20 protein-coding genes are annotated in these 24,841 nt (G+C 70.0%); 8 read left to right on the forward strand and 12 right to left on the reverse strand.

The genetic code is table 11. The features are described 5' to 3' along the window. Positions 1–5 precede the first annotated feature (5 nt). The gene (folP, locus tag IEX84_RS11005) at positions 6–2,462 is read left to right on the forward strand and encodes a dihydropteroate synthase (protein ID WP_188872632.1); all 2,457 of its coding nucleotides are present in this window, start codon (positions 6–8) and stop codon (positions 2,460–2,462) included. After that, complete coding sequence (locus tag IEX84_RS11010) at positions 2,455–3,126, forward strand: class I SAM-dependent methyltransferase (RefSeq protein WP_188872633.1); 672 nt, start codon at positions 2,455–2,457, stop codon at positions 3,124–3,126. Before folP ends, IEX84_RS11010 begins: the two co-directional genes overlap by 8 nt. Here IEX84_RS11010 and IEX84_RS11015 read toward each other — a convergent pair. Then, positions 3,123–4,175, reverse strand: a complete 1,053-nt coding sequence (locus tag IEX84_RS11015) for a glycosyltransferase (protein ID WP_188872634.1) — start codon at positions 4,173–4,175, stop codon at positions 3,123–3,125. The genes IEX84_RS11010 and IEX84_RS11015 overlap by 4 nt on opposite strands. A gap of 48 nt (positions 4,176–4,223) precedes the next feature. Further along, a complete protein-coding gene (locus IEX84_RS11020) occupies positions 4,224–5,936 on the reverse strand; it encodes a DUF262 domain-containing protein (RefSeq protein ID WP_188872635.1) in 1,713 nt (570 codons plus the stop codon). An 80-nt stretch (positions 5,937–6,016) separates the two neighbouring features. Here IEX84_RS11020 and IEX84_RS11025 point away from each other — a divergent pair, with 80 nt between their 5' ends. After that, a complete protein-coding gene (locus IEX84_RS11025; protein ID WP_188872636.1) occupies positions 6,017–7,864 on the forward strand; it encodes a S9 family peptidase in 1,848 nt (615 codons plus the stop codon). 121 nt (positions 7,865–7,985) lie between these two features. Here the strand turns inward: IEX84_RS11025 and metG are convergent, their stop codons facing one another. After that, the gene (metG, locus tag IEX84_RS11030) at positions 7,986–10,082 is read right to left on the reverse strand and encodes a methionine--tRNA ligase (RefSeq protein WP_188872637.1); all 2,097 of its coding nucleotides are present in this window, start codon (positions 10,080–10,082) and stop codon (positions 7,986–7,988) included. 209 nt (positions 10,083–10,291) lie between these two features. Between metG and IEX84_RS11035 the strand changes: the two genes are divergently transcribed. Further along, positions 10,292–10,486 carry a DUF5786 family protein gene (locus IEX84_RS11035; protein ID WP_188872638.1) on the forward strand — a complete coding sequence of 65 codons (195 nt, stop codon included), beginning with the start codon at positions 10,292–10,294 and terminating at the stop codon, positions 10,484–10,486. A gap of 1 nt (position 10,487) precedes the next feature. Here IEX84_RS11035 and IEX84_RS11040 read toward each other — a convergent pair whose 3' ends face one another. Together IEX84_RS11040 and mfnA are read right to left on the reverse strand one after the other, a co-directional pair. Then, positions 10,488–11,072 carry a YqaA family protein gene (locus IEX84_RS11040; protein ID WP_188872639.1) on the reverse strand — a complete coding sequence of 195 codons (585 nt, stop codon included), beginning with the start codon at positions 11,070–11,072 and terminating at the stop codon, positions 10,488–10,490. Further along, entirely contained in the window at positions 11,069–12,139 is a 1,071-nt protein-coding gene (mfnA, locus tag IEX84_RS11045) for a tyrosine decarboxylase MfnA (RefSeq protein ID WP_188872640.1), read from the reverse strand. The genes IEX84_RS11040 and mfnA overlap by 4 nt, the downstream gene beginning before the upstream one ends. Positions 12,140–12,237: 98 nt before the next feature. Here mfnA and IEX84_RS11050 point away from each other — a divergent pair, with 98 nt between their 5' ends. After that, a complete protein-coding gene (locus tag IEX84_RS11050; protein ID WP_188872641.1) occupies positions 12,238–12,630 on the forward strand; it encodes a hypothetical protein in 393 nt (130 codons plus the stop codon). On the opposite strand, the gene ppsA is transcribed toward IEX84_RS11050, so the two are convergent. From ppsA to IEX84_RS11065, 3 genes are all read right to left on the reverse strand, one after another. Further along, on the reverse strand, positions 12,619–14,862 hold the full coding sequence (gene ppsA, locus IEX84_RS11055; RefSeq protein ID WP_188872642.1) for a pyruvate, water dikinase: 2,244 nt from the start codon (positions 14,860–14,862) through the stop codon (positions 12,619–12,621). The two genes, IEX84_RS11050 and ppsA, sit on opposite strands and share 12 nt — an antisense overlap. A gap of 110 nt (positions 14,863–14,972) precedes the next feature. Continuing rightward, on the reverse strand, positions 14,973–15,875 hold the full coding sequence (locus IEX84_RS11060; RefSeq protein ID WP_188872643.1) for a PhzF family phenazine biosynthesis protein: 903 nt from the start codon (positions 15,873–15,875) through the stop codon (positions 14,973–14,975). Positions 15,876–15,945: 70 nt separating this feature from the next. Then, a complete protein-coding gene (locus IEX84_RS11065; RefSeq protein WP_188872644.1) occupies positions 15,946–16,176 on the reverse strand; it encodes a hypothetical protein in 231 nt (76 codons plus the stop codon). 134 nt (positions 16,177–16,310) lie between these two features. Between IEX84_RS11065 and IEX84_RS11070 the strand changes: the two genes are divergently transcribed. Together IEX84_RS11070 and IEX84_RS11075 are read left to right on the forward strand one after the other, a co-directional pair. Further along, complete coding sequence (locus IEX84_RS11070; RefSeq protein WP_188872645.1) at positions 16,311–17,012, forward strand: phosphoribosyltransferase; 702 nt, start codon at positions 16,311–16,313, stop codon at positions 17,010–17,012. Positions 17,013–17,083: 71 nt separating this feature from the next. Beyond that, a complete protein-coding gene (locus tag IEX84_RS11075; RefSeq protein ID WP_188872646.1) occupies positions 17,084–17,809 on the forward strand; it encodes a DUF7504 family protein in 726 nt (241 codons plus the stop codon). On the opposite strand, the gene IEX84_RS11080 is transcribed toward IEX84_RS11075, so the two are convergent. From IEX84_RS11080 to IEX84_RS11090, 3 genes are read right to left on the reverse strand one after another with little or no spacing between them, the layout of a single operon-like run. Beyond that, on the reverse strand, positions 17,806–18,861 hold the full coding sequence (locus IEX84_RS11080; protein ID WP_188872647.1) for a segregation and condensation protein A: 1,056 nt from the start codon (positions 18,859–18,861) through the stop codon (positions 17,806–17,808). The two genes, IEX84_RS11075 and IEX84_RS11080, sit on opposite strands and share 4 nt — an antisense overlap. Then, positions 18,854–22,429, reverse strand: coding sequence for a chromosome segregation protein SMC (smc, locus tag IEX84_RS11085; RefSeq protein ID WP_188872648.1), 3,576 nt, complete (start codon positions 22,427–22,429; stop codon positions 18,854–18,856). The genes IEX84_RS11080 and smc overlap by 8 nt, the downstream gene beginning before the upstream one ends. 18 nt (positions 22,430–22,447) lie before the next feature. After that, complete coding sequence (locus IEX84_RS11090; protein ID WP_188872914.1) at positions 22,448–22,789, reverse strand: DUF7518 family protein; 342 nt, start codon at positions 22,787–22,789, stop codon at positions 22,448–22,450. A 147-nt stretch (positions 22,790–22,936) separates the two neighbouring features. On the opposite strand from IEX84_RS11090, the gene gatB reads away from it, so the two are divergent. Beyond that, entirely contained in the window at positions 22,937–24,415 is a 1,479-nt protein-coding gene (gatB, locus tag IEX84_RS11095; protein ID WP_188872649.1) for an Asp-tRNA(Asn)/Glu-tRNA(Gln) amidotransferase subunit GatB, read from the forward strand. A gap of 1 nt (position 24,416) precedes the next feature. Here gatB and IEX84_RS11100 read toward each other — a convergent pair whose 3' ends face one another. Continuing rightward, positions 24,417–24,788 (reverse strand): hypothetical protein, encoded by a 372-nt coding sequence (locus tag IEX84_RS11100; protein WP_188872650.1) that lies wholly within the window; start codon positions 24,786–24,788, stop codon positions 24,417–24,419. Between the last annotated feature and the right edge of the window lie 53 nt (positions 24,789–24,841).

Raw genomic sequence — 24,841 nt, forward strand, 5'->3', positions numbered from 1 at the left:
TCGGTATGCGCTACGACGAGGCCGCGAACTTCCTCCTCGACCTCCGGCGGTTCAGCCCGCGGGCGGGGACGGAGGGTATCGCGGACCTGCTCTCGACCCTCGACGACCCACACCGGGGCCCGACGTACGTCCAGGTCGCGGGGTCGAACGGGAAGGGAAGCACCGCACGGATGGTCGAGGCCGCGCTCCGCGAGACGGACCTCGACGTCGGTCTCTACACGTCGCCGCACTTCGACGACCTGCGCGAGCGAATCCGCGTGAACGGCCGGAAGATTCCCGAGTCGGCGGTCGCCGACTACACGGCGGCGATAGAGGAGTACGTCACGGAGCACGCCGCCGTCGGCGATTCGCCGACGTTCTTCGAGACGGTGACGGGGATGGCGCTCTGGCACTTCGGCGAGATGGACGTCGACGTGGCGATCCTCGAAGTCGGCATCGGCGGCCGCTTCGACGCGACGAGCGTCGTCGACCCGAGCGCGGCCTGCGTGACGAGCGTCTCGCTCGAACACACGGACGTCCTCGGCGACACCGTCGCGGAGATCGCCCGGGAGAAGGCCGCGGTCGCGCCCGCGGACGCGCCGCTCGTGACGGCGACGACGGGCGAGGCCCGCGAGACGGTGCGCGAGGTCGCCGGCGACGTCGTGACCGTCGGCGAGTCCGACGACGACGACGTCCGCGTGGCCTACGGTGGGCCGGCCTCGACCAGCGAGGCGAGCGTGACGCTCACGGACGAATCGGGCACGCTCGACGCGCGCATCCCGCTGTTCGGCCGACACCAGGCGACGAACGCGGGAATCGCGGCGACCCTCGTCCGCCAGCTCGTCGACGTCGACGACGCGACGCTCGCGCGCGGCCTGCGCAAGGCCCACTGGCCGGGGCGCTTCGAGGTGATGGGCGACGACCCCCTGACCGTCCTCGACGGCGCGCACAACCCCGGGGCGTGCGCGGCGGTCGCCGACACGCTCGCGGACTTCGACTACGACGACCTCCACCTCGTCGTCGGCGCGATGAACGACAAGGACCACGTCGGGATGGCCGCGGCGCTCCCGACCGCCGACCACGTCTGGGCGTGTCGCCCCGACACGGGCCGCGCCGAGGACGAGGCGGCGCTCGCGGCCGCGTTCCGTGAGGCCGGCGCGGGCGAGGTGTCGACGCGCCGCGCCGTCGAGAGCGCGCTCGACCGGGCGCTCGACGCCGCCGGCCCGGACGACTGCGTGCTCGTCGCGGGGTCGCTCTACACCGTTGCCGAGGCCCGGCGACGCTGGACGCGCGTCTCCGTCCCGAAGCGCGCCGACGACCTCGCGGAGTCGCGCGCGCACCTCGAACGCGCGCACGTCACCCCCGCGGGCGCGTGGCGGATGCGCGGGAAGGGCGTCCACCGCGTCGTCCGCGCGCACGTCCAGAAGCGCCAGGCCCAGTACCTCAAGGAGGAGCTGTTGAGTCTGGGCGGCGAGTGTGCGGTCTCGGGGCTGAACGAGCAGGCCCGCGGGACCGTCGACGTCGTCATGATGGGGACGCTCGCGCAGTTCAAGCGCCTCTGCGGGAAACTCGACGGTCAGCCGTACGGGCTGTCGCTCTACGCGGACGAACTCCGCGAGACGCTCGACATCGAGACCGCGGGCGACGACGCCGACTACCCGTGGACGGGCGAGGGGACGGCCGTGATGGGCATCCTGAACGTCACGCCCGACTCCTTCCACGACGGGGGCGAGTACGAGGCCATCGAGGACGCCGTCGCGCGCGCCGAGCGGATGGTCGCGGACGGCGCGGACATCGTGGACGTCGGCGGCGAGTCGACGCGTCCGGGCGCGGACCCCGTCCCCGCGGCGACGGAGATCGAGCGCATCGTCCCCGTCATCGAGCGCATCGCGGACCTCGACTGTCTCATCAGCGTCGACACGATGAAGGCCGAGGTCGGCCGCGCGGCCCTCGAGGCGGGCGCGGACGTCCTCAACGACGTCACGGGCCTCGAGGACCCCGAGATGCGCTTCGTCGCCGCCGAGTACGACGCGCCGCTGATCGTGATGCACTCGCTGAACGCGCCCGTCGAACCCGGCGAGGAACCCGAGTACGACGACGTCGTCGAGGACGTCATCGACGAGCTCAGAGAGCGCGTCCTGCTCGCCGAGAAGGCGGGGCTCCCCCGCGAGAAGATCGTCGTCGACCCCGGCCTCGGCTTCGCCAAGACCGCCGGCGAGGAGTTCGAAATCCTCCACCGGACCGACGAGTTCCACGCGCTCGGCTGTCCCGTCCTCATCGGCCACTCGCACAAGTCGATGTTCGGCGCGCTCGGGGACGGCGCGTCCAGCGAGCACGCGACGGTCGCGGGCACGGCCATCGCCGCGGAGCGCGGCGCCGACGTCGTCCGCGTCCACGACGTCCCCGAGAACGTCGCCGCGGTCCGGACCGTCGAGGCGACGCGCCGCGGGGCGGGCGACGACGGAGGGGAAGACGATGCCTGAAGACGCCGACGCAGACGCCGACGGGGTCGACGCTGGCGGCGACGGTCGCGCGTCCTACCTCCGCGCGGTCCACGAGGCGTACGACGAGCTCGCGCGGGTCCACCGCGAGGCCCGCACCGCCGTCGGCGAACCCGGCATCGACCAGGTGGACGCGGTGGCGCGCGACCTCCCGGACGGTGCGCGCGTCCTCGACGCGGGGTGTGGCTCCGGCGTCCCCGTCCTCTCGCGCTTCGACCTCGCCTTCGACGTCGTCGGCCTCGACCTCTCGCGCGAGCAACTGGAGCGCGCCCACGAGCGCTCGCCGACCGCCGGCCTCGTGCAGGGCGACATGACCTCGCTCCCGTTCGCGGACGACGCCTTCGACGGCCTCGTCGCACTCCACTCCATCATCCACGTCCCCCGCGAGGCCCACCCGCGCGTCTACCGGGAGTTCCACCGCGTGCTCGCCGACGGCGCGCCCGCGCTCGTCACCACGGGGACGGACGCCTACGAGGGCGGCACGCCGAACTGGCTCGGCAGCGGCGTCGAGATGCACTGGAGTTTCCCCGCCGCCGAGGAGACCCTGACGAGCCTCCGCGCGGCCGGCTTCGCGGTCGAGGAGGAGACGCGCGTCCCCGACGAACACGGCGGTGGCGAGTTCCTCTTCGTCCGCGTGCGCGCCTAGAGCGACCGGTAGTACTCGATGTGGCGCGCCCGGAAGCGCCCGACGTCGTACTCCGCGTACGCCTCGTCGACGCTCGCGCGCTCCATCGCCGTCGCCTCGCGGAGTCGCTCGACGAGCGCCGCGTCGCTCGTCGCCAGCAGCCCCCGGTCCGCGTGCTCGACGAGTTCGTGTGCGGCCGAGTTCGCGTGATACTCGACGACGCCGACGCAGCCGCAGGCGAGCGCGCGCAGCAGGTCGGTCGGGAAGCTCGTCCGCGTCGCCGTCTGCGCGTAGACGTGCGCGCCCGCGAAAAGCGCGAGCCGGTCGTCGAGCCCGCGCGCGCCGACGAAGTCGATACGGTCGGCTATCCGTAGGTCGCGGGCCTGGCGCTCGTAGCTCTCGCGCTCCGGCCCGTCGCCGATAACGGTCGCCGACCACTCGTACTCCCGGAACTCCGCGAGCGCGAGCAGTAGCGATTCGAGGTTCGCCGCATCGTCGAGTCGACGGGAGTAGACGACGTCGCCCGCCTCGGGGTCGGGCTCGACGGCCCGGACGCGCGCCATCTCGACGGGGTTCGGGATGCGGGCGAGCGCGTCGTCGGAGGCGCTGCACTCGCGGGCCGCCGTGGCGACGTGCTCGGAGGGGACGACCACCCCGTCCGCCGCCCGGAGCGCCAAGCGGTCGGCGCGCGAGCCGTCCGGCGGGTCGTAGTAGTCGAGGACGACCGGGGCGCCGAAGGCGGTGGCGACCCGCGCACCCAGCGTGCGCTCGGGGGTCGCGCCCGCGACGTGGACGACGTCCGGGTCGAAGGCGCGGAGCGCGCGGACGAGCCGGAGCGTCCCCCGGCGCTCGCCCGGCGTCGCCGCGATGGCGCGGTACGTCACGCCGTCGTAGTCGAACGACGGGAACCCGCCGTCCCACCAGCGCGCGCAGAAGACCTCGACGTCGTGGCCGTCCGCGTCGAGCGTCGAGACGAGCGTGTCGAGGCGCGCGAGGGCGTCGTCCGCGGTGCGTCGCTCCTCGCCGTCGTCGTGGTGGACGGTCCGATCCGAGACGAGCGCGACGCGCATATCGAGGGGTGTGCGCGACGTGAGAAAAAGGCTTGCGCTGCGCTCGCTCTACCGCAGGGACCAGAGGTCGACCGCGTAATCTGCCAGTTTCTCCGTCCGACGCTCTACCTCGGGAATCGTCCACTGGTCGTACTCACAGAGCGCCTGCGTCATGAGGAAGTCCGATTCCCGATAATGCGCCTTCTTCTGGTCGAACGGGTTGTCCGAGGCGGAGAGGTTGAGGCTGTCTTCGAGGAGGGTCAGGTTCCCGATCCGGTCTCGCCACTCGATGAACGTCTCCTCGTCGACGCCGAGATACGAGCGCCACGGTGCGTACTTCTTCGCCGAGAAGCTCGCACGCGGCGCGATGTGTTCGATATCGACGACCGACCGGTCCGCGATTTCTTTCCCGCCCGCGGAGCTCATGTATATCTCGCGTTCGAGCGTGTCGAGCACGTACTTCGTCCGGTCGTTCATCGGCATCCGGTTGTTTACGAATGCAGCTCGGAACTCGGCGTCGGAGGGTGCGGCGTTCCGAAACGCCCGAGAGATATCTGTGAGCGGGTCCGGCGTCTCGAACGCCGTCGAGCAGACGTGACTGAACAGCCGGTCCATCTCCGATCCGGTCGCGTAGCCCGCCATCCCTCGGCGGAGCAACAGGACCTCCAAGTCCCACATCGCGTCGAGCACGACGTTCGGGTCGTCGACCTCGCGTAGTAGCCTGAGGAGGAACGTCCGGGCTTGCGTCGGCCGAATAGCGTTTAGCGCCGCGAGGCGGTCGTTTACGCGTTTGCTCGACTTCCCGGAGAAGACAGTGAGAGAGCCCTCCAAGAGCTCGACGTACCGGTCGGACTGCTCGCGCATGTCGACGAGGAAGGATTCGAGCGACTGACCGCTCTCGGGGAGCTGGTCCTCGACGATCTCGGTGAACGTATCGTACAGCGTGTGATTCGATATTGCCCCGTCGTAGTCCGGGTCCGGCATGGACATGAGGTAGTGACGGAAGAACCGTGCGGGCTTGTTCATCCGCCCCCGGACGTTGTCGAGGATGGCCTCCCACTCCGATTTCACGGTCTCCGGGTCCGTGTCGTCGTGTTCGGACGCGTATCTGAGGAGGTAGTTCTTCATCAGGTCTACGGCTGAGAGGTCGAGACCACGGTCGTTGAGGCTCTCGAACAGGCGATACGCGGAGGTTTCGCTATCGGTCTCGATAACGACGAGCGAGAGGGAGCCCAAGAGGTGGATGCGGAGCTCGTTCACCTGCTCGGGCGTCATACCCTCCAAGCGCTCCACGAAGAAGTCGTACGCTTCCGTTACACGGGAGTCGTGGGCGGTGGCGCGTCCGTCGCGCAAAAGCGCCTGGAACGCGCCGTCGTCGTTCTTCCCGAGGGAGAGCGTGGGAAAATCGTTCCCGTCGAGGTCGCTCTTCCAGAGGTAATCGGGGCTGATGTCGGCCGCGACGTCGGCGAACTCCTCCGTCGTCGAGAGGACGTCCTGAAGCGCCCGGAGCAGCACGGCAATAGTTGTCATCCGTTGTTGCCCGTCGACGAGTTCGAGAACCGAGAGCTCGTTTACCAACGTCTGACGTTCAATAACGACGATGGAACCAAGAAAGTGGGTCTCTCCGTGGTCCAGTGAGCGGATGTCGTACCAGAAGTCGCTCCAGTGTTCCTCGCGCCACGAGTATTCCCGCTGGTAGTCGGGGACCTCGAACCGATAGTCGAACGAGAAGACGCTTTTCACACTCTCTTCGGTCGCACTAATGTCGATTCCGCCGCTCATTAACTGTCCCAGGGTTCCCGTCGACTATCTATAAGTATTGCCACCCGAAGAGCTATCGGCGCGCCCGCGGACCACCCCGCATGGCCTACGACATCGAGCGGTACCTGAACGTGCGAAGCGCCGCCGGGCCGACGGTCGGCCCCGACGGCCAACTGGCGTTCACGATGGACACGACGGGCGTCGCGCAGGTCTGGCGGCTCGACGGCGCGCGCGAGTGGCCGACTCAGCTCTCCTTCGGCGAGGAGGCGGTGAGCTTCGCGTCCTACTCGCCGACGCGCGACGAACTCGTCTACGGCGTCGACGAGGGCGGCAACGAGCGGACCCAGCTCTACCGGCTCGCGGGCGACGGGAGCGAGGCGCTCGACCTCACCGACGACCCCGAGTCGATCCACGGCTGGGGCGGATGGAGTCACGACGGCGAGCGGGTCGCGTTCGCGGCGAACCGCCGCGACGAGGGGAGCTTCGATGCCTACGTCCAGCGCCGCGACGAGACGGGCGACGCCGCCGAACTCGTCGTCGACGGCACGGACCTCGACCTCTGCTCCGTTGTGGGGTGGAGCCCGTCGGACGACCGGCTCCTCGTCCACGAGACGCACTCGAATCGCTCGCACGACCTCCACGTCGCGCACCTCGACACCGGGGAGGTGACGGCGCTCACGGCCGACCGCGCGGGCGAGGTCCGGTACTCGTCGGTCGCGTGGGGGCCGGACGGCGAGACGCTGTACGTGGCGACGGACCACGAGCGGGACACGCTCGCGCTGCGCGAACTCGACCCCGAGACGGGCGACCTCGGCCCCACGCTCGTCGACGGCGACTGGGACGTCTCGGGGGTCAGCGTCGACCACGAGTCGCGGACGATGGCCGTCGTGCGGAACGTCGAGGGGTACAGCGAGCTCTCGCTCTCGCGTCTCGACGCCGACCGCGAGCGCGTCCCCCTCCCCGACCCCGACCTCCCCGAGGGCGTCCTGCTCGGCCTCTCCGTCGGTCCCGACGGCGAGCGCCTCGCGGCCGCCGTCTCGACGCCGACGGCGAACGCGAACGTCCACGTCGTCGCCCTCGACACGGGCGCGAGCGAGCGCTGGACGGCCGCCTCGACCGCCGGCATCCCGACGTCGACCTTCCGCGAGCCCGAGCTCGTCCACTATGAGAGCGTCGGCGTTGACGGGCGTAGCCCGTCCGCCCGGGAGACGGAGTCTCCCGTTGGCTTGACGATCCCGGCGTTCTTCACGCGCCCCGACGGCGACGGTCCCCACCCGGTCATCGTCGACGTCCACGGCGGCCCGGAGTCCCAGCGTCGCCCCGCTTTCCGCGCCCTGCGGCAGTACTTCGTCGACAACGGCTACGCGGTCTTCGAGCCGAACGTCCGGGGCTCCTCGGGGTACGGCACGCGCTACATGAACCTCGACGACGTCGAGAAGCGCATGGACGCCGTCGCGGACCTCGACCGGGGCGTCGAGTGGCTCACCGCGCGCGACGACGTGGACGACGAGCGAATCGTCGCCTACGGGGGCTCCTACGGCGGCTTTATGGTCCTCGCGGCGCTCACCGAGTACCCCGAGCGCTGGGCGGCGGGCGTCGACGTCGTCGGCATCGCGGACTTCGTCACCTTCCTCGAAAACACGGGCGAGTGGCGACGCGAACACCGCGAAGCCGAGTACGGGCGTCTCGACGCGGACCGGGCGTTCCTCGAGTCTATCAGCCCGATCAACAACGTCGAACGCATCGAGGCCCCGCTGCTCGTCATGCACGGCGCGAACGACCCGCGGGTCCCGGTCGGGGAGGCGGAACAGATCGCCGCGGAGGCGAGCGACCACGTCCCCGTCGAGAAGCTGATCTTCGAGGACGAGGGCCACGGCTTCTCGAAACTGGAGAACCGCATCACGGCCTACCGGGCGGTGGTGGACTTCCTCGACGAACACGTCCGATAGCGGCCCACGGGCGGAGACGACGGGGTCGGACGGCGCGGGTCGCGCTGTCGTCGGGTCGCCATCGCGCCATCGCGCGGGCGCCATCACGCCCCCGTGTGCGCGCCGTCGCGCCGTCGCGTCGTTACTTGATCTTCGTGCCGGGTTCGCTGTCGCCGTGCGTCGTGAGGAGGTCGGCGTCCTCGCCCGCGGCGAGCACCATCCCGTTCGACTCGACGCCGAACAGCTCGGCCCTTTCGAGGTTGGCGACGACGACGACCGTCGTGCCTTCGAGGTCCTCGACGTCGTGGAGGCCCTTGAGGCCGGCGACGATCTGTCTGGTCTCGATGCCGATGTCGACGGTGAGACGCAGGAGGTCGTCGGCCCCCTCGATTCCCTCGGCCATCTCGATGCGCCCGACGCGGAGGTCGAGGTCCTGGAACGTCCCGAAGTCGATGCGGTCGTCGGCGAGCGCTTCGAACGCGTCCGTGTCGGTGTCGTCGGTCATCGTGGTGTCCTCGGTAGTGTCGTCGCTCTCGGTCTCGTCTCCGTCAGCGGTCGCCTCGGCGACGCGCTCGTCGAGTTTCTCGTTGAGTTCGGCGACGCGCTCGTCGTCGATCTTCTCGAAGAGCGGGCCGTCGGGTTCGGGGAAGGATTCGGGGGGCGCCTGGAGGCAGTCGCCGACGGTGGCGTCGGCGGCGCGCCCCTCGGCACCGAGTTGGTCCCACGCCTCCTCGGCCTTCTCGGGCGTGATCGGCTGGAGGAGGACCGTGACGGCTTTCACGAGCTGCACGCAGTCGCGGATGACGGGCGCGGCCTCGGCGTCGTCGAGCTTCCACGGCTCTGCGTTCTGGATGTACTCGTTGCCGTAGCGCGCGAGGGCGACGGCGGTCTCGCCGGCCGCACGGACGTCGTAGTCGTTGAGGGCGTCCTCGTAGTCGTCCATCGCCTCGGCGATACGGGTCTCCGTCTCGTCGGTCAGCTCGGCGTCCGGCGTGCCCTCGAAGTTGCGCGCGGCGAAGAGGAGCGCGCGGTTGACGAAGTTCCCGACGACGTCCGCGAGCTCGGTGTTGACGCGCTCCTGGAAGCGCTCCCAGGAGAAGTTGACGTCGCGCTCGAAGCCGGCAGCGGTGGCGAGGTAGTAGCGCAGGAGGTCGGGGTGGAAGCCCTCCTGGAGGTACTCGTCGGCCCAGATGGCGCGGTTCCGGCTCGTGGAGAAGGCCTTGCCGTTGAGGTTGACGAAGCCGGTCGCGCAGACGGCGCGGGGCTCGTTGTAGTCGGCGGCCTTGAGCATCGACGGCCAGAAGACCGTGTGGTGCTGGATGATGTCGCGTCCGATGACGTGGACGATCTCCGAGTCGTCCCCTGTCCAGACCTCCTCCCAGTCGTAGGTGTCCGCGCCGACGCGTTCGCTGTACTGCTTGCTGGAGGCGACGTACTCGATGGGGGCGTCGACCCAGACGTAGAGCACGAGGTCCTCGGCGCCGCCGTCGAGGTCGTCCGGGTAGTCGATGCCCCAGTCCATGTCGCGGGTGATACAGAGGTCCTGGAGGTCGCCCTCTATCCACTCGCGGGGCTGGTTCTGGGCGTTGCTCGTCCCCTCCATGCGGTTGATGAACCCCGTGAGGTACTCCTGGAACTCGGAGAGGCGGAGGAACTTGTGTTCGCGCTCGCGGTACTCGGCGGGGTTGCCGGTGAGCGTGCTGACGGGGTCGACGATGTCGCCGGGTTCGAGGTGACGCTGACACCCCTCGTCGCACTCGTCGCCGCGGGCGTGCTCGCCGCAGTAGGGACATTCGCCCTCGACGTAGCGGTCGGGGAGCCACTGGTCGGCCTCGGGGTCGTAGGCGACCTGAATCTCCCGCTCGTAGACGTGGTCGTTTTCCTCCCACGCGCGGACGAACGCCTGGGTGAGCTCGACGTTCGTCTCGTCGTGCGTGTGCCCGTAGTTGTCGAAGTCGACGTTGAAGCGCGGGAACGTCTCCTCGTACTGCTCGTGGTGGCGCAGCGCGAACGCCTCGGGGCTGACGCCCTCCTTCGCGGCGTTGACGGCGATGGGCGTGCCGTGCATGTCCGAACCGGAGACGAACGCGACGTCCTGCCCGAGCGTGCGCAGCGCGCGGCTGAACGCGTCGCCGCTGACGTACGTCCGCAGGTGGCCGACGTGCAGGTCCCCGTTCGCGTAGGGGAGCCCGCAGGTCACCAGTGCGGGGTGTTCCGTGGGGAACTCCTCGTGGGTCATGTCCGTACCACCGAACCGTGTCGGCCTAAATCCCGCGGATTCCCGGTGCGGCGCGCGCCCCGACCGTGGGCCTCGACACCGCGGCCCGCGCTCGAACGCGGGACTTAGGAGGGGCGGGCGCGTCCCGTCGAGGGCGGCGGTGTCGGTGTTCGCCGCGTTCGGCCGTCGGAACGATGCGCCTTTACCTGTTGCATACCGATACGTTACACATGGGATTCGGTAGCTACGACGAGTCCGAGCAGGAGAACCAGAACGCGGACGCCGACTACGACGAGGAGGACGCCGTGAACGTCCACCAGAACGACCACGACGGCAGCGTCAGCTTCGACACGGGGGCCTCCAGCGGCGAACTCGTCGACCGGCTCCAGGAGATGAAGGACGACGACGACGACGACGAGGAGTAACTCAGAGGACCGCGAGCGTCCCCTCGAAGAGGAGGACGGTGACGACGAGGCGGCCGACGCTCCCGGCGAACGTCGCGGCCGCGAACCGCACGTAGTCGCTTTCGAGGACGCTGAAGGCGTAGATGGAGAGCGTGTCGGGGAAGAAGGGGACGCAGAGCCCGAGCGCGAGCCCGACGTACCCGTAGGACTGGACGAGGGCGACGACGCGGTGTTTCGACCACGCGACCGGCTCGTAGCCGGCGCGCTGGAGCAGGTCGATCACCGGTCCGGAGTGCGTCGCGCCGTGGCCGACGTAGAGCGCGACGACGCTCCCCGCGGCCTTCCCGAGCCCGCTCGTCAGCATCACGAGGGCGAGCTGGACGGGATAGCTGAACCCCATGTCGAGGCTCGCCGCGGGGATGAGGACGACCTCGCTCGGGAGCGGGAGGACGACCGCGATCAGAAATGAGTAGACGGCGATGACGAGGAGCGCGAGGGGGCCCGTCGCCGTCTCGACGAGGTGTTGGAGCCCGAAGATGTCCGCGGGGAGCGCGAGTGGCGCGGCGAACAGCGCTCCCGCGGCCGCGCGTGCGACGGGGAGCGTCATCGACCGCTCGCCCCGACCCGCACGGCGTCGAGCGTTTCGAGGAACGACTCGAGCATCGCGCGGGTGACGTGTGGCATGCAGACGATACGCGCCTCGCCACTCCCGGTGCGCGAGAGCCGCCACCCCTCCTCGCGGACGGCCTCGAAGGCGGGCTCCGGGAGGTCGAAGGCGACGAGCGGGAGGTCGGGCGTGACGACGTCGTACCCCCGGTCGCGGAGGCTCTCGGTGAGGGACGTGGCGTTCGCCGCCGCGCGCTCGTGGTTCTCGCGGTACTCGTCCGGCCACTGGGCGTCGAGCGCCGCGGCCGCGCCCGCGACCCCCGCGCCGCTGCGCGTGCCCGCGAGCGTCGCCTGCGCCGTCGTCTCCAGGTACGGCGTCTCGACGGCGAGCGCGTCCAGCGTCGCGCCGTCGCGCGCGAGGAACCCGCCTGCCGGAATCGGGGCGCGCCCGACCTTGTGCGGGTCGATGGTGAGCGTGTCGACGGCCGCGTGGTCGAAGTGCCAGTCGTGGTCCGTGAAGGGGAGGTGGAAGCCGCCCCACGCGGCGTCGACGTGGAAGCGCGCGTCCGCCTCGTCGGCGATTCTCGCGAGCGCGGGTATGGGGTCGACGCGGCCGAACTCCGTCGTACCGGCGACGCCGACGACGAGCGCGGTGTCGTCGTCGACCGCCGCGGCCACGGCGTCCGGGTCCGCGCGGTGGTCGTCGTCCGTCGGGACGAGCCGGAGGGTGACGCCGAGGACGTCCGCGGCCTTCTGGAAGGAGAAGTGGACGCTCGTCGGCGCGACGACGACCGGGTCGTCGCTCGCCGCGAGGTCGCGGGCCGCGCGGACGGCCTGCAGGTTCGCCTCCGTCCCCCCACCGGCGACGTAGCCCGCGGGGTCATCGAGGCCGGTGATGGTGCCGAGGGCGTCGACGGCGCGCTCCTCCAGCGCGGCGACGTCCGGATACGTCGCCGGGTCGCCGGGGTTGTCCGCGAGGAACCGCCGTGCCGCCCGGGCGGCCGCGGGGTGCGGGCGCGTGCACATCGAGGAGAGCACGCGGTCGAACTCCTGCGGCGTCGCGTCCATACGCACGGGAGGGCGCGCCGGCCGTTTAAGCCGTCGGTTCCGGGCCCGGCGGCCGCAGGGCGGTGAGACTTTTGGCCGTGGACGCGCTACACGGCCGTGTGCCTCTATCGGTCGACTCCACGGCGTGGGAGCGCGGCACCGAGCCGGAGACGCTCAAGGCCCAGGTCCTCACGTTCCTCGTCGAGCACGCCGGCGAGGCGTACACGGTGGACGAGCTCGCGGACGAGCTCCTCGACACGACGTTCTCGGAGCAGCGCGCGCGCCGCGAGCGACAGGCGAGCGAACCCGAGTCGCTCCCGAACGGCCGGGGCGCGGCCACGGAACTCGGCGAGGTCATCGCCTCGCGCCTCCGACGCGACTACCTCAAACGCGAGGTCGTCGAGCTCTCGCGCGACGGCCACATCGAGGCGCGCGACGTCGACGCGGGTGCCGTCGACGCCGAGTACGCCGACGAGGGGACCGTCGGCGTCTACGCCTACTTACCGGACTGAGTCGAGAATCAGGCGCTGCTCGACGCGCTTCGCTTCGTGCTGGACGTCGCGGACGGCGTCCACGTTCGCGCTGATCGATGAGACGCCGCGCTCGACGAGGAAGTCCACCATCTCGGGCTTCGAACCCGCCTGCCCGCAGATGGAGGTGGCGACGTCGCGCTCGCGGCACGTCTCGATGACGTTCTCGATGAGCGCGAGGACGCCCGGGTGGAGCTCGTCGTAGCGGTCGGCGACGTGCTCGTTGTTCCGGTCGACCGCGAGGGTGTACTGCGTGAGGTCGTTCGTGCCGAAGGAGACGAAGTCCGCGCCCGCGTCACAGAAGTCCTCGACGCAGAGCGCCGCGGCGGGCGTCTCCACCATCACGCCCCAGCGGCGCTTCTCGGTGTCGACGCCGGCGCGCGCGAGGGCGTCGCGGGCCGCGCGGGCGTCCTTCCCGTCGTTCACGAGCGGGAACATCACCTCGACGTTGTCGTACCCCATCTCGTAGAGGCGTGCGAACGCGGACAGTTCGAGTTCGAACAGCTCGGGTTCGTCGAGGGAGCGTCGCAGCCCCCGATAGCCGAGCATCGGGTTGTGCTCGTGGGGCTCGTCCTCGCCGCCCTCCAGCTGGCGGAACTCGTCGGTCGGGGCGTCGAGGGTGCGCACGCGGACCGGGCGGGGGTAGAACTCGTCGGCGACGGTGCGGATGCTCTCGACGAGCTCGTCCGTGTACGCGCGCTCGCCGTGCTTCTCGACGTAGCGCTCGGGCGTGACGTTCGTCGAGAGGATCATGTGCTCCGTGCGGAGGAGCCCGACGCCGTCCGCGCCCGTCGCGGCGGCGCGCTCTGCGGCCTCCGGGATGGAGACGTTCACCTTCACCTCCGTCGCCGTCATCGGCTTGACGGGCGTCGTCGGTCGGGCGTCCTCGACGGGTTCGCGCTCCTCGTCGGGCTCGGCGGTGCCGGACTCGACCGTCCCGCGGTCGCCGTCGATGGTGATGGGCTGGTCGTCGCTGAGCACCTGCGTCCCCGTCTCGGTGCCGAGCACCGCGGGGACGCCGAGCTCGCGCGAGACGATGGCGGCGTGGGAGGTCATCCCGCCCTCGTCGGTGACGATGCCGGAGGCGCGCTTCATCGCGGGCACCATGTCCGGCGTCGTCATCGACGTCACGATGATGTCGCCCTGCCCGACCTTATCGAGCTGGTCGAGGCCGCCGACGATCCGCGCCGCACCGGAGGCGATTCCGGGGCTCGCGCCGAGCCCGGAGACGAGCGTCTCGCCGTTGGACTCGGCGGCCTCGCTCGACGACGACTCGTCGATGGTCGTTATCGGGCGCGACTGGAGCATGTACACCTCGCCGCCGGCGATGGCCCACTCGACGTCCTGGGGCGTGCCGTAGTGTTCCTCGACGCGCTCGCCGAGCGCGAGCAGTTCCTGCAGCTCGGCCTCGTCGAGCACGCGCTCGTCGCGGCGTTCGGCCTCGACCTCGCGCTCCGTCGTCTCGCCCGTCTCGGGGTCGCGCTCGACGAGCGTCTTCTTCGTCGCCACCGTCACCTCCTCGACGTCGCCGTCCTCGCGGTCGATGACGTAGTTGTCGGGGGAGACGCTACCGGAGACGACGCCCTCACCGAGCCCCCACGCGGCCTCGATTATCGTCGTCGGCGCGCCCGTCGAGGGGTGGCTCGTGAACATCACGCCGGACTTCTCGGCGTCCACCATCCGCTGGACGACGACGGCGATGTCGACGCGCTCGTGCTCGAAGCCCTGCTCCTCACGGTAGTAGATCGCGCGCTGGGTGAAGAGGCTCGCCCAGCAGCGCTTCACGCGTTCGAGGAGGTCCTCGCGCGTGATGTTGAGGTAGGTCTCCTGCTGGCCGGCGAAGCTCGCGTCCGGCAGGTCCTCGGCGGTCGCCGAGGAGCGGACGGCGACGAACGGGTCGTCCCCGAGGTCGTCGTACGCGGCGAGCACCGTCTCGCGTACGCCCTCGGGCATCTCGGCGTCGAGGATGAGTTCCTTCGCCGTCGCGGCGGCGTCGGCGAGCGCCGCGGAGTCCTCGGGGTCGACGTCGAGGGCCGCGAACAGCTCGTCGGCGACGCCCGACTCTTCGAGGAACGTCCGATACGTGTCGGCGGTCACGACGAACGCGGACGGGACCGGGAGCCCGGCCTGGGTGAGTTCACCCAGCGACGCGCCCTTCCCGCCGACGCTCGGCACGTCCTCGGCACTGATGTCTGCGAGCCAACGTACTGGCATTAGGCACGCGGATAGACAGCACACCCGAAAATAGGTGTTTCGAGTCCCGTAACACTCATACGGGATTCGGAGGCGAGTAAAAAGTTCGACGCGACGCGGGACGGCGAGCGCTACGCCTCGATGATGTCGTCCCCGTCCTCGTCGTCCGGAACGGACAGCTCGCCGTCGAGCGCCGTCACGGCCCCGCCGCCGACCCACACGCCGTCGTCGTCGACCCGCACGCGGACCGTGCCCGGCCGGTCGACGTAGTGTCCCTGCTCGACGCGGAGCTCCTCGGGCGCGTCGCCGCCGAACGCCGCGATCTCGTCGAGATACGCGCCCGCCGCCCCCGCGCCCGTGCCCGTGACGGGGTCCTCGTGGATTCCGACGGGCGCGCAGAACGCCCGCGCGTGCAGCGTCGACTCGCGTTCGAGCGTGTCGAGCGTGACCGCGTAGACCCCCTGCGCGCCGACGTCCGCGCAGAGGTCGCGGACCGCCGCGTCGTCCGGGTCGGCGTCGCCGAGCGTCGAGAGGTAGTCGAGGCCGACGACGAGGAACGGGAACCCCGTGTCCGCGACGGCGAACGGGAGGTCGTCGACGAACGACATCGCCTCGACGCCGAGGGCGTCCGCGACCCGCTCCGTGTCGAGGTCGGGCCGGCGGCGAATCGACGGGTCGCGCTGGTTCATCCAGACCGTGCCCGACGGTTCGACCTCGACGTCGAGGACGCCGACGTTCGTCTCGACGGTGTGCTCGCCGGCGTCGATCTCGCCCGCGTCGTGGAGGTGCGCGTGGGCCGCGACCGTCGCGTGCCCGCAGAGGTCGACCTCGGTCGTCGGCGTGTGGTAGCGCAGGCGGCACTCGGCGTCGTCGCTCGCCGTCACGAACGCCGTCTCGCTCGCGCCCAACTCCCGCGCGACGGCCCGCCGCTGCGCGTCGCTCAGTCCGTCCGCGTCCGGGACGACGCCGGCGGCGTTGCCGTCGAGCGGCCGATCAGTGAACGCATCACAGAGGAGGGCGCGTGTGGTCTGCACGCACCACACCTCACGCGCCGCGCAGTTGAACGCTACGCTCCGCGGGCCCACCACACCCGCGACGCGCCCGCTATCGCGCCCGCGCCTCGACGTAGTCCCGGAAGCGCTCGCGTGCCGCCTCCTCGCACTCCACCTCGTAGACGGTTCCCACGCCGTCGTCGAGCAGGTAGTCGAGTGCCTCGTCCGGATTCGACTCCGTCGTCACCACCTTCGCGCGGAGGTGTCCGCGCCGTTTGATGAGGTAGACTCCCGGTGCCTTCTCGTCGAGCGTCCACCGCCCAGTCCGTTGTGTGATACTCATTAGCACATCCTCGCCCACGGTAGCCACGCAGCCCGAGCATATATAATTATCGTTCGTTTTGGTTGCTCGGTCGGCGGGGGGCGTTTCAGGTCACTTAACGTCCTCCGCGCCGTCCCATCCGGCGGGATACTCACATGGGCGACCTCCCGGACGACTTCACGTGCACGATCACGAACTGGGAATACATCTACGGACTCTGCCGGGACGTCTCTGAGCAGGTGAAACGGGCCGACTTCGAGCCCGACGTCATCGTCGCGCTCGCCCGCGGCGGCTGGTTCGCCGGCCGCTGTCTCTGCGACTTCCTCGGCCTGAACGACCTCACGAGCCTGAAGATGGAGCACTACGTCGGCGCCGCACAGAAGAGCGACGAACCAGAGGTCCGCTACCCGATGCCCGAGGGCACCGTCGAGGGCAAGGACGTCCTCGTCATCGACGACATCGCCGACACCGGCGGCTCCATCGAGCGCGCCCACGAGTACGTCGACGAGCGCGGCGCCAACGAGGTCCGGACCGCCACCCTCCAACTGCTCGGCACGAGCGAGTTCGACCCGGACTACGTCGGCGAACGCCTCGAACAGTGGGCGTGGGTCGTCTACCCGTGGAACTTCATCGAGGACATGGTCGACCTCATCAGCGGCGTCATGGACGCCGACGACGACGGCCCCTACACGAAAGCGGGCATCCGTCACCTCCTCGCCGAGAACCACGACGTCGAACGCATCGAGATGGAGATCGCCCAACCGAACCGCCTCGAAGAGGTGCTCGAAGAGATGATCCGCCGCGACGTCCTCGTGAAGACCGCCGAGGACGAGTGGCTCCTCCGCGACAACGCCTGACGCCGCCGCGGGTCGCCCCTCGACACCACGGAAAGCACTAAATAGCGGTCCGGGTGTAGCAGTCACCACTAATGGGAGCCCCGGAGACCGAATCGGCGGCTTTCTCGCGCGAACTCGCCGCCCTCAAGCGGCGAGGATGCGCCGTCCTCGTCGTCGACGACCGCGCCCACGGGTCGAGCGCGGCCTGCGAGCGACTGCTCGGCGGCGACGACCTCGAGCGTCGCCACGTCTTCCTCACGACCGCCACGCCCGTCGACGACCTGCTCGGCCGTCGCGCCGCCGGCGCACACGACCGCGACCCCGCCACCCTCGGCGTCGTCGACGCCACGGACGCCGTCCCGACGCGCTCCGCCGCCGCCGCGAGCCCGTCCACGACGGCACCGACGCCCGCGGCGAGCGAGCCAGCGACGGCCGCCCGCCGGTGGTACGACGCCGTCGAGACCCTCGACGACCTCGCCGGCCTGTACGCGCTCGTCGAGGACCACGTCCGCCGCGTCGCCGGCGACGACACCGACCCCGGCGAACTCCGCTTCTGCCTCGACGCCCTCGACCCCTTCCTCGACGCCGTCGACCACGAGGCGCTCTTCCGGTTCGTCCACCTCCTCACGAGCACCGTCCGCGACGTCGACGGGATGGGTCACGTCCACACCGCGAGCGACCCGCGAAACGACCCCCTCGCCACCCTCGAACCGCTCTTCGACGCCACCGTCCGCGTCGACGCCGGCCCCGACGGCGTCCGCCAGCGCTGGACGCTCACGGACTCGGGCATCGAGACCGACTGGTTCCCGCTCGACTAAGCCGACCCGTCGACGACCCAGAGGTCGCCGAACAGTTCGTCCTGCTCCAGCGTCACGCGCCCCCGGTGGGCGAGAAAGAGCACCGCGAGGAACGACTCGACCCGCGAGTCCCCCGCGTCCGCGACCTCCGCGAACAGCACTTCCGCACGCCCGCGGCCGTACCGCGACGCGAGCGCGTCCTCGACGTCCTCGATGGTCGCCTCGATGTCCTCGCCGTGCGCGGTGTCCGTGACGTCCGCCGCCGTCGGCTCCTCCTCCGCGCGGAAGTCGTCGCCGCTCCGGTAGTCGAGTTCCTGCACGCCGCGCTGGAACCCCTGCGGGCTCTCCGAGGTGTCGTACGTTCGGGACTCCTTCCACCACGACCCCCGCTCGGCCTCGCGCAGCGAGCGCACGAGCTCGTCCAGCGTCTCCGGCGTCCCCCGCTGGGGTTTGCGTTCGAGGCGCCGGTCCATCTCGTCCTCCAGCGCCGCGATGGGGTCGACGCCCGGCGCGTCCTCGGGAAGTTCGTCCATCCCGGGCTCCCAGTCGTCCCACCCCGTCGGCTCCTCTCCCTCCGCCGCGTCCTCCTCGGGTTCGTCCGGTTCGAGGAGGGCGTCGGACTTCATCCGCAACAGCACCGAGGCGTAGAAGAGCGCGCGCCCCGACGTCCGCAGGTCCGCCTCGTCGAGCTTGTCGAGGAAGGCGTCGGTCACGTCCACGATGTCGATGTCCCACGGCTCTATCTCGCCCTCTTTCGCCAGCTGGACGAGCAACTCGACCGGCTCGACCTCGTCGTCCGCCGCGTCGCCGTCCTCGGGTTCGGGGTCGTCCGGCCCCTCGCCGAGCGAGAGGTCGCCCCCGCCCGACGACTCGTGCCCCGAGAGCGTGAACGCGTCCTCCGGGTTGCCGCCGTCGGCGCGGACGCGCGCGTCGTCCGCGGGGGTGTCGCCCGCGGACTCGCGTCGCGGTTCCTCCTCCCCCCGCGGCTCGCTATCCTCGGCGTCCCCTCGCGGGTCGCGTCGCTCCCCGCTCGCGTTCTCCGAGACGCCTCTCCGAGGCGTCTCGCTAGTCATCCGCGGGGGCCTCCTCCCCGCCGGTCAGGTCGATGCCCGTCACGGCGCTGACGTTGTCGCCCTGCATCGTCACGCCGATGGCGCGCTCGGAGCGCTCGAGCATCGCCGAGCGGTGGCTGACGACGACGAACTGCGCGTCCGCCGCGAGTTCGTCCACGAGCTCGCCGACGCGTTCGGCGTTCACGGCGTCGAGGAACGCGTCCACCTCGTCGAGCGCGTAGAACGGCGCGGGGTTGTGCCGCTGGATGGCGAAGATGAACGCCAGCGCGGTGAGCGACTTCTCGCCGCCGCTCATCGCGTCGAGGCGCTGGACGGGCTTGTCCGCCGGCTGGGCCTTCATCGTCAGGCCGCCCTCGAAGGGGTCGTCCTCGTCCTCCAGGACGAGTTCGCCCGACCCCGCGGAGAGCCGCGAGAAGATGCGCTGGAAGTGCCCGTCGATGGCCTCGTAGGCGTCCATGAACGTCTCGCGCTTCTGGGACTCGTAGCTCTCGATGCGCTCCCGGATGCCCTCGGCCTCCGCTTTGAGCGTCTCGCGTTTCTCCTCCAGGTCGTCGAGGTCCGCCTCGACCTCGTCGTACTCCTCGATAGCGAGCATGTTCACGGGCTCTAAGGCCTCCATCCGGCGTTCGAGGCGCGCCACCGTCTCCTCCACCTCGTCGATGTCCGGAATCTCGTCGGCCTCGTAGTCGCCGACGGCGTCTTCGAGCTCCGAAATCTCCTCGCGGAGGCGCTCGGCGGCGCTCCGCAGGCTCTCGACGCGGCTCTCGACCGACTCGACCCGCTGGGCCTGCTCGTCGCGGACGCGCTGGGCCTCATCGAGGTCATCCTTGAGGGCCTCGCGCTCCGCCTTCAGGTCCGCGAGCTCCGCCTCCAACTCCTCGACTTCGGCCTCCTTCTCGGCGAGCGTCTCGCGCTTCGCCTCGATTTCCGCCTCGAACTCCTCGATCCGCTCCGCCTGCTCGGCCTTCGTGTTCTGGGCCTCCTCGACGTCGTCGTGGAGGTCCTCGATCTCGTTCTCGGCGTACTGGTGTTGGAGCTGGAGGTCGTTGAGCTCGCCGTCGAGCTCCGCGCGCCGGTCGTCGAGCTCGTCGACCTCGGTCTCCAGCTCCTCGCGCTTCGCGGTGAGCTCGGGAATCTCCGAATCCGCGAGCTCAGCCTCCAGCTCCTCGATTTCGGCCTCGTGCTCGTCGATCTCGTCCTCCCGTTCGGCGATCTCCTCGTCGAGTTCGCCCATGCGTTCGTCCACGTCCGCGCGCTCGGATTCGAGCTCGGCGAGGCGCTCGGCGAGCTCCTCGATCCGCGCTTCCGTGTCCTCTTTTTCGGCCTCCACGCGCTCGATGTCGGTTTCGAGCGAGCGGACGGTGTCGAGGGCGTCCGACTTCCGGTCGCGCGCGCCGTCGAGGCGCTCCTCGATCTCTTGGACGTCGTCGCGTAGCGACTGGCGTTCGTCCTCGAGGTCGTTTATCTTCGCCGCGACGCGTTCGAGTTGGCCCTGCCCGGACTTCGAGAAGGAGTAGCGCGACCCCGAGCGGCTGCCGCCTGTCATCGCGCCGCTCTTCTCGACGAGCTCGCCGTCGAGCGTCACGAGCCGATAGTCGCCCATCAGGTCGCGCGCCGTCTCCATGTCCTCGACGACGAGCGTGTCGCCCAGGACGTACGAGAAGACGCCCGCGTACTGGCGGTCGAAGTCCACGAGGTTGAACGCGAAGTCCACGACCCCCGGGACGTCGGGCGTGCGTCCGAGCGAGCGCTCGTGCATCTCCGTCAGCGGCAGGAACGTCGCGCGCCCCGCGTTGCGCGACTTCAGGTACTCGATGCAGGACTGCCCGACGCCGTCGTCGTCCACGACGACGTGCGCCAGCCGCCCGCCCGCGGCCGTCTCCGCGGCCGTCGCGTAGCGCCCCTCGACGCCGCCGAGCTGCGCGACGGTGCCGTGGACGCCCTCCTTCCCGCTGTTCAGGACCGTCGAGACCGCCCGCCCGTACGAGGAGTCGCCGGACTGCTCGGCGTTCGCCTCCAGGCGCGCGTACTCCTCGCGGGCCTCCTGCAGGTCGTCCTCGACGTCGTTCAGGTCGGCCTGTCGCTCCTGCTTCTGGGCCTTGAGGTCCGCGACGACCTCCTCGATCTGTGCCTCGTTCGCCTCCGCCTTCTCGAGTTCGTCGTGCAGGTCGTCGAGGCGCTGGTCGAACTCGGGGAGCTCCTCGCGGGCGGCCTCCAGGTCGGCCTCCGCCTCGCTCACCTCGTTCGAGCGTCGTCGCGCCTCGTCGAGCAGGCGGTCCTTCTCGCGCTGGAGGTCGTTGCGCGCCGACTTCGCCGCCTCCATTTCCTCCTTCTTCGACTCCAGGTCGGCCTTCAGCTCGTCGAACTCGGTGTCGACGTCCTCGATTGCCGCCTCGACGTCGTCGATTTCGGTCTCCAGCTCCTCGATGTCGGCCGTCACGGAGGCCTTCTCGACTTTCACCTCGCGAATCTCGCCTTCGAGGTCGTCGAGCTCCTCGTTCTTCCGGTCGATGGCGACGAACGCCTCGCGGCGCTCGCTCTCCGCGCGCTCGCGGCGCTCCTCGGCCGACTCGATCTTGTCCTCCAGCCGGCCGATGTCGCCTTTCACCTCCTCGATCTCGCGCTTGACGGCGAGCTGCTCGTCCTCGCCGGTGCGCTCTATCTCGGCGTTGAGCTCGTCGAGCTCGTCTTCGAGGCGCGCGACGCGCCCCCGTCGGGTGTCGAGTTCCTCGCGGAGGTCGGCGAGCTCCGCCTCGCGCTCCGCGACGTCGGCCTCGGTCGATTCGAGGTCGTCGCGTTTCTCCTCCAGTTCGGCGGCCTTCCGGTAGGATTCGTACTCCGCCTTCTCCTCTTTGAGCCCCTGGTACTCGAGGGCCGTCTCGCGCTCGTCTTCGAGCTGTTCGAGCCGGTCGTGCTTCTCGGAGATGCGGAGGTCGGCCTCCTCGATGCGGTCCTCGACGACGTCGAGTTCGTCGTAGGCGTCGGCCTTCTTCGCGTCGAACTCCGCGACGCCCGCGATCTCGTCGATGACCTCGCGGCGCTCGCCGGGCGTCATGTTGATGATGCCCGTCACGTCGCCCTGCATGACGACGTTGTACCCCTCGGGGGTGACGCCGGCCTGCGCGAGGAGGTCCTGGACGTCCGAGAGGTTCACCGAGCGGCCGTTGAGGTAGTAGTAGGAGTAGTAGTTGTCCTCGGTGCGTTTCACGCGGCGCTTCACGGTGATCGTCTCGACGTCGCCGACGTCGTCGCTCCCGGCGGCGTTCACGACCTGCGAGCGCGCGAGCGTCCCGTCCTCGTTGTTCAGGACGACCTCGACGCTCGCCTCGCGGGGACCGGCGGAGTCGCCGTCGCCGTCGTGGCTCGGGTTGTATATGAGGTCGGTGAGTTTCTCGGCGCGCATCCCGCGCGTGCGCGCGAGACCGAGCGCGAAGAGGACGGCGTCGATGATGTTGGACTTCCCGCTGCCGTTCGGCCCGCTGATCGTCGTGAAGTCCTCGTAGAACGGGATGCGCGTGGTCCGCCCGAAGCTCTTGAAGTTCTCGAGAACGATTTCGTCGATGTACATCTGGGGAGACGCGGAGCCTCAGGCGACGATGATGTCGTCGAGTTCGGACTCCTCGTCGGTCTCCTCGGCACCCTCCGCGGGTGTGTCTTCCGGTTCGGCGGCCGCGGCGTCGCCGGATTCGGCGGCCGCCGCGTCGGCGCTCTCCGTCGCCTCCTCCGTGGCACCGCCCTCGTCGGGCGCGCCGGCGGCGAGCGGCTCGCTCGCGGGGCGACCCGCGCTCTCGTGGGCGTCGTGGTGGTTCTCGAGTTCACGGATGCGCTCGTTCGCGTCGACGAGCTCCTCGGTCAGCCCGCGAACCGTGGCTTCGAGCTCCTTCACGCGGTTTTCGAGCGCGGCGACGTCCTCGCTATCGTTCGACATAGACGCACACAGGGACTCCCCGACTATAAGCGTGTGGCGGTCGTGCGTCAGACGAACGGCAGACGCCTGGCGGGTCGAGCGGCGCGGGCCGGGCGGACGGACGTGCCTTCGTCACGACTAAGCGGCCGGGCGTCGAATCCTCCCGTAATGAGCACGCAGGCCGCCACGGAGGACCTCGCCGCCGTCATCGGGCTGGAGGTCCACGTGCAACTGGAGACGGACACCAAAATCTTCTGCGGGTGTTCGACCGACGCCGCCGACGCCGAGCCGAACACGCACACCTGCCCGACGTGTCTCGGCCTCCCGGGCGCACTCCCCGTCCTCAACGAGGGCGCGGTCGAGGCCGCCGTCCGCCTCGGGAAGGCCCTCCACGCCGACATCCCCGAGCGCACGACCTTCCACCGGAAGAACTACTTCTACCCCGACCTCCCGAAGGGCTTCCAGCTCACCCAGTACGACGCCCCGATCTGTCAGGACGGCGAGCTCGAAGTCCGCGTCGAGGACCGCCGCCGCGACATCGGCATCACGCGCGCCCACCTGGAGGAGGACCCCGGGAGCCTCCAGCACGTCGGCGGCAGCATCGACACCGCCGACTACACGAAGGTCGACTACAACCGCGCCGGCACCCCCCTCGTCGAGATCGTCACCGAACCCGACTTCCGCTCGCCCGACGAGACCCGTGCCTTCCTCGCCAAGCTCGAAGAGGTCCTCGAGTATTTGGGTATCTACGACGCCGAACGCGACGGGAGCCTCCGCGTCGACGCGAACATCTCGATGGTGTCCGCGGACGACCTCGCCGGCGAGGTCGACGACGCCGTCCTCGCCGAGGCGAACCGCACCGAGGTGAAGAACATCTCCAGTCACAAGGGCGCACAGCAGGCGCTCGCCTACGAGGTGACGCGCCAGCGCAACGCCATCCAGCGAGGGAGGGAAGTCGAACAGGAGACCCGCCACTGGGACGAGAGCCGCGGAATCACGGTCTCGATGCGCTCGAAGGAGGCCGAGAAGGACTATCGCTACTTCGAGGAGGCCGACCTCCCGCCGCTCGAAGTCTCCGACTGGAAGGAGCGCCTGGAGATTCCGGAGCTCCCCGACGCGCGCCGCGAGCGCTTCCGCGAGGAGTACGACCTCAGCGAGGAGGCGGCGAGCAAGCTCACCTCGACGAAGGAGGTCGCGGACTTCTTCGAGGAGATCGCCCGCGAGTACGACCCCGACCTCGCGGCGACGTGGGTCGCCGACAACCTCCTCGGCGAACTCAACTACCGCGACATGGCGGTCACCGACCTCGAAGGGCGCTTCGACGAGTTCACGCGCCTCGTCGAGCTCGTCGCCGAGGACGAGATAACGGAGAAGAACGCCCGCGAGGTCGTCCTCCGGGGGATGCTCGACGAGGGCGAGACCCCCGACGACATCGTCGAGGCCGAGGACCTCGGGAAGACGAGCGGCGACGAAGTGCAGGCAGCCGTCGAGGCCGCCATCGCGGAGAACCCGGACGCCGTCGCGGACTACGAGGACGGCGACGAGGGCGCCATCAACTTCCTCGTCGGGCAGGTGATGCAGAAGACCGGCGGGAGCGCCGACCCCGGCCAGGTCAACGGCCTGCTCCGCGAGGAACTCGACGAGTAACTCAGACCTCGACGCCGCCGATTTCGAAGAACCGACCGTCCGTGACGTAGTTGACGCCGATGAGGGCGATGAAGACGCCGCCGAGGACGGGAACGATCCGGGCGAGGAGGGCGCTCTCGACCGTGAGGGCGCTGACCGCCATCGAGGCGCCCAGCGCGACGTCACCGACCCCGACGAGGCGGAGCGCGCCGACGCGCTCGCGGAGCGGGTTCGCGAAGCCGCCGGCCACACAGCAGAGGCCCGCGAGGGCGACGAGCCCGATCTGGACGGCGACGGCCCCGTGGAGGGCGTCGAGCCCGAACCCGACGACGAACGCGGCGGTGAGCGCGAGGAGGAGCGCACCGAGGTAGCCGAAGTAACGGACGTGGACCATACGCGGCGTTCGACGCCGCCGGGGAAGAACGTTCGCCCGACGAGGCTTACGCC

Source organism: Halarchaeum rubridurum (genome assembly GCF_014647115.1).
In the GTDB taxonomy this organism is placed as follows: Archaea; Halobacteriota; Halobacteria; order Halobacteriales; family Halobacteriaceae; genus Halarchaeum; species Halarchaeum rubridurum.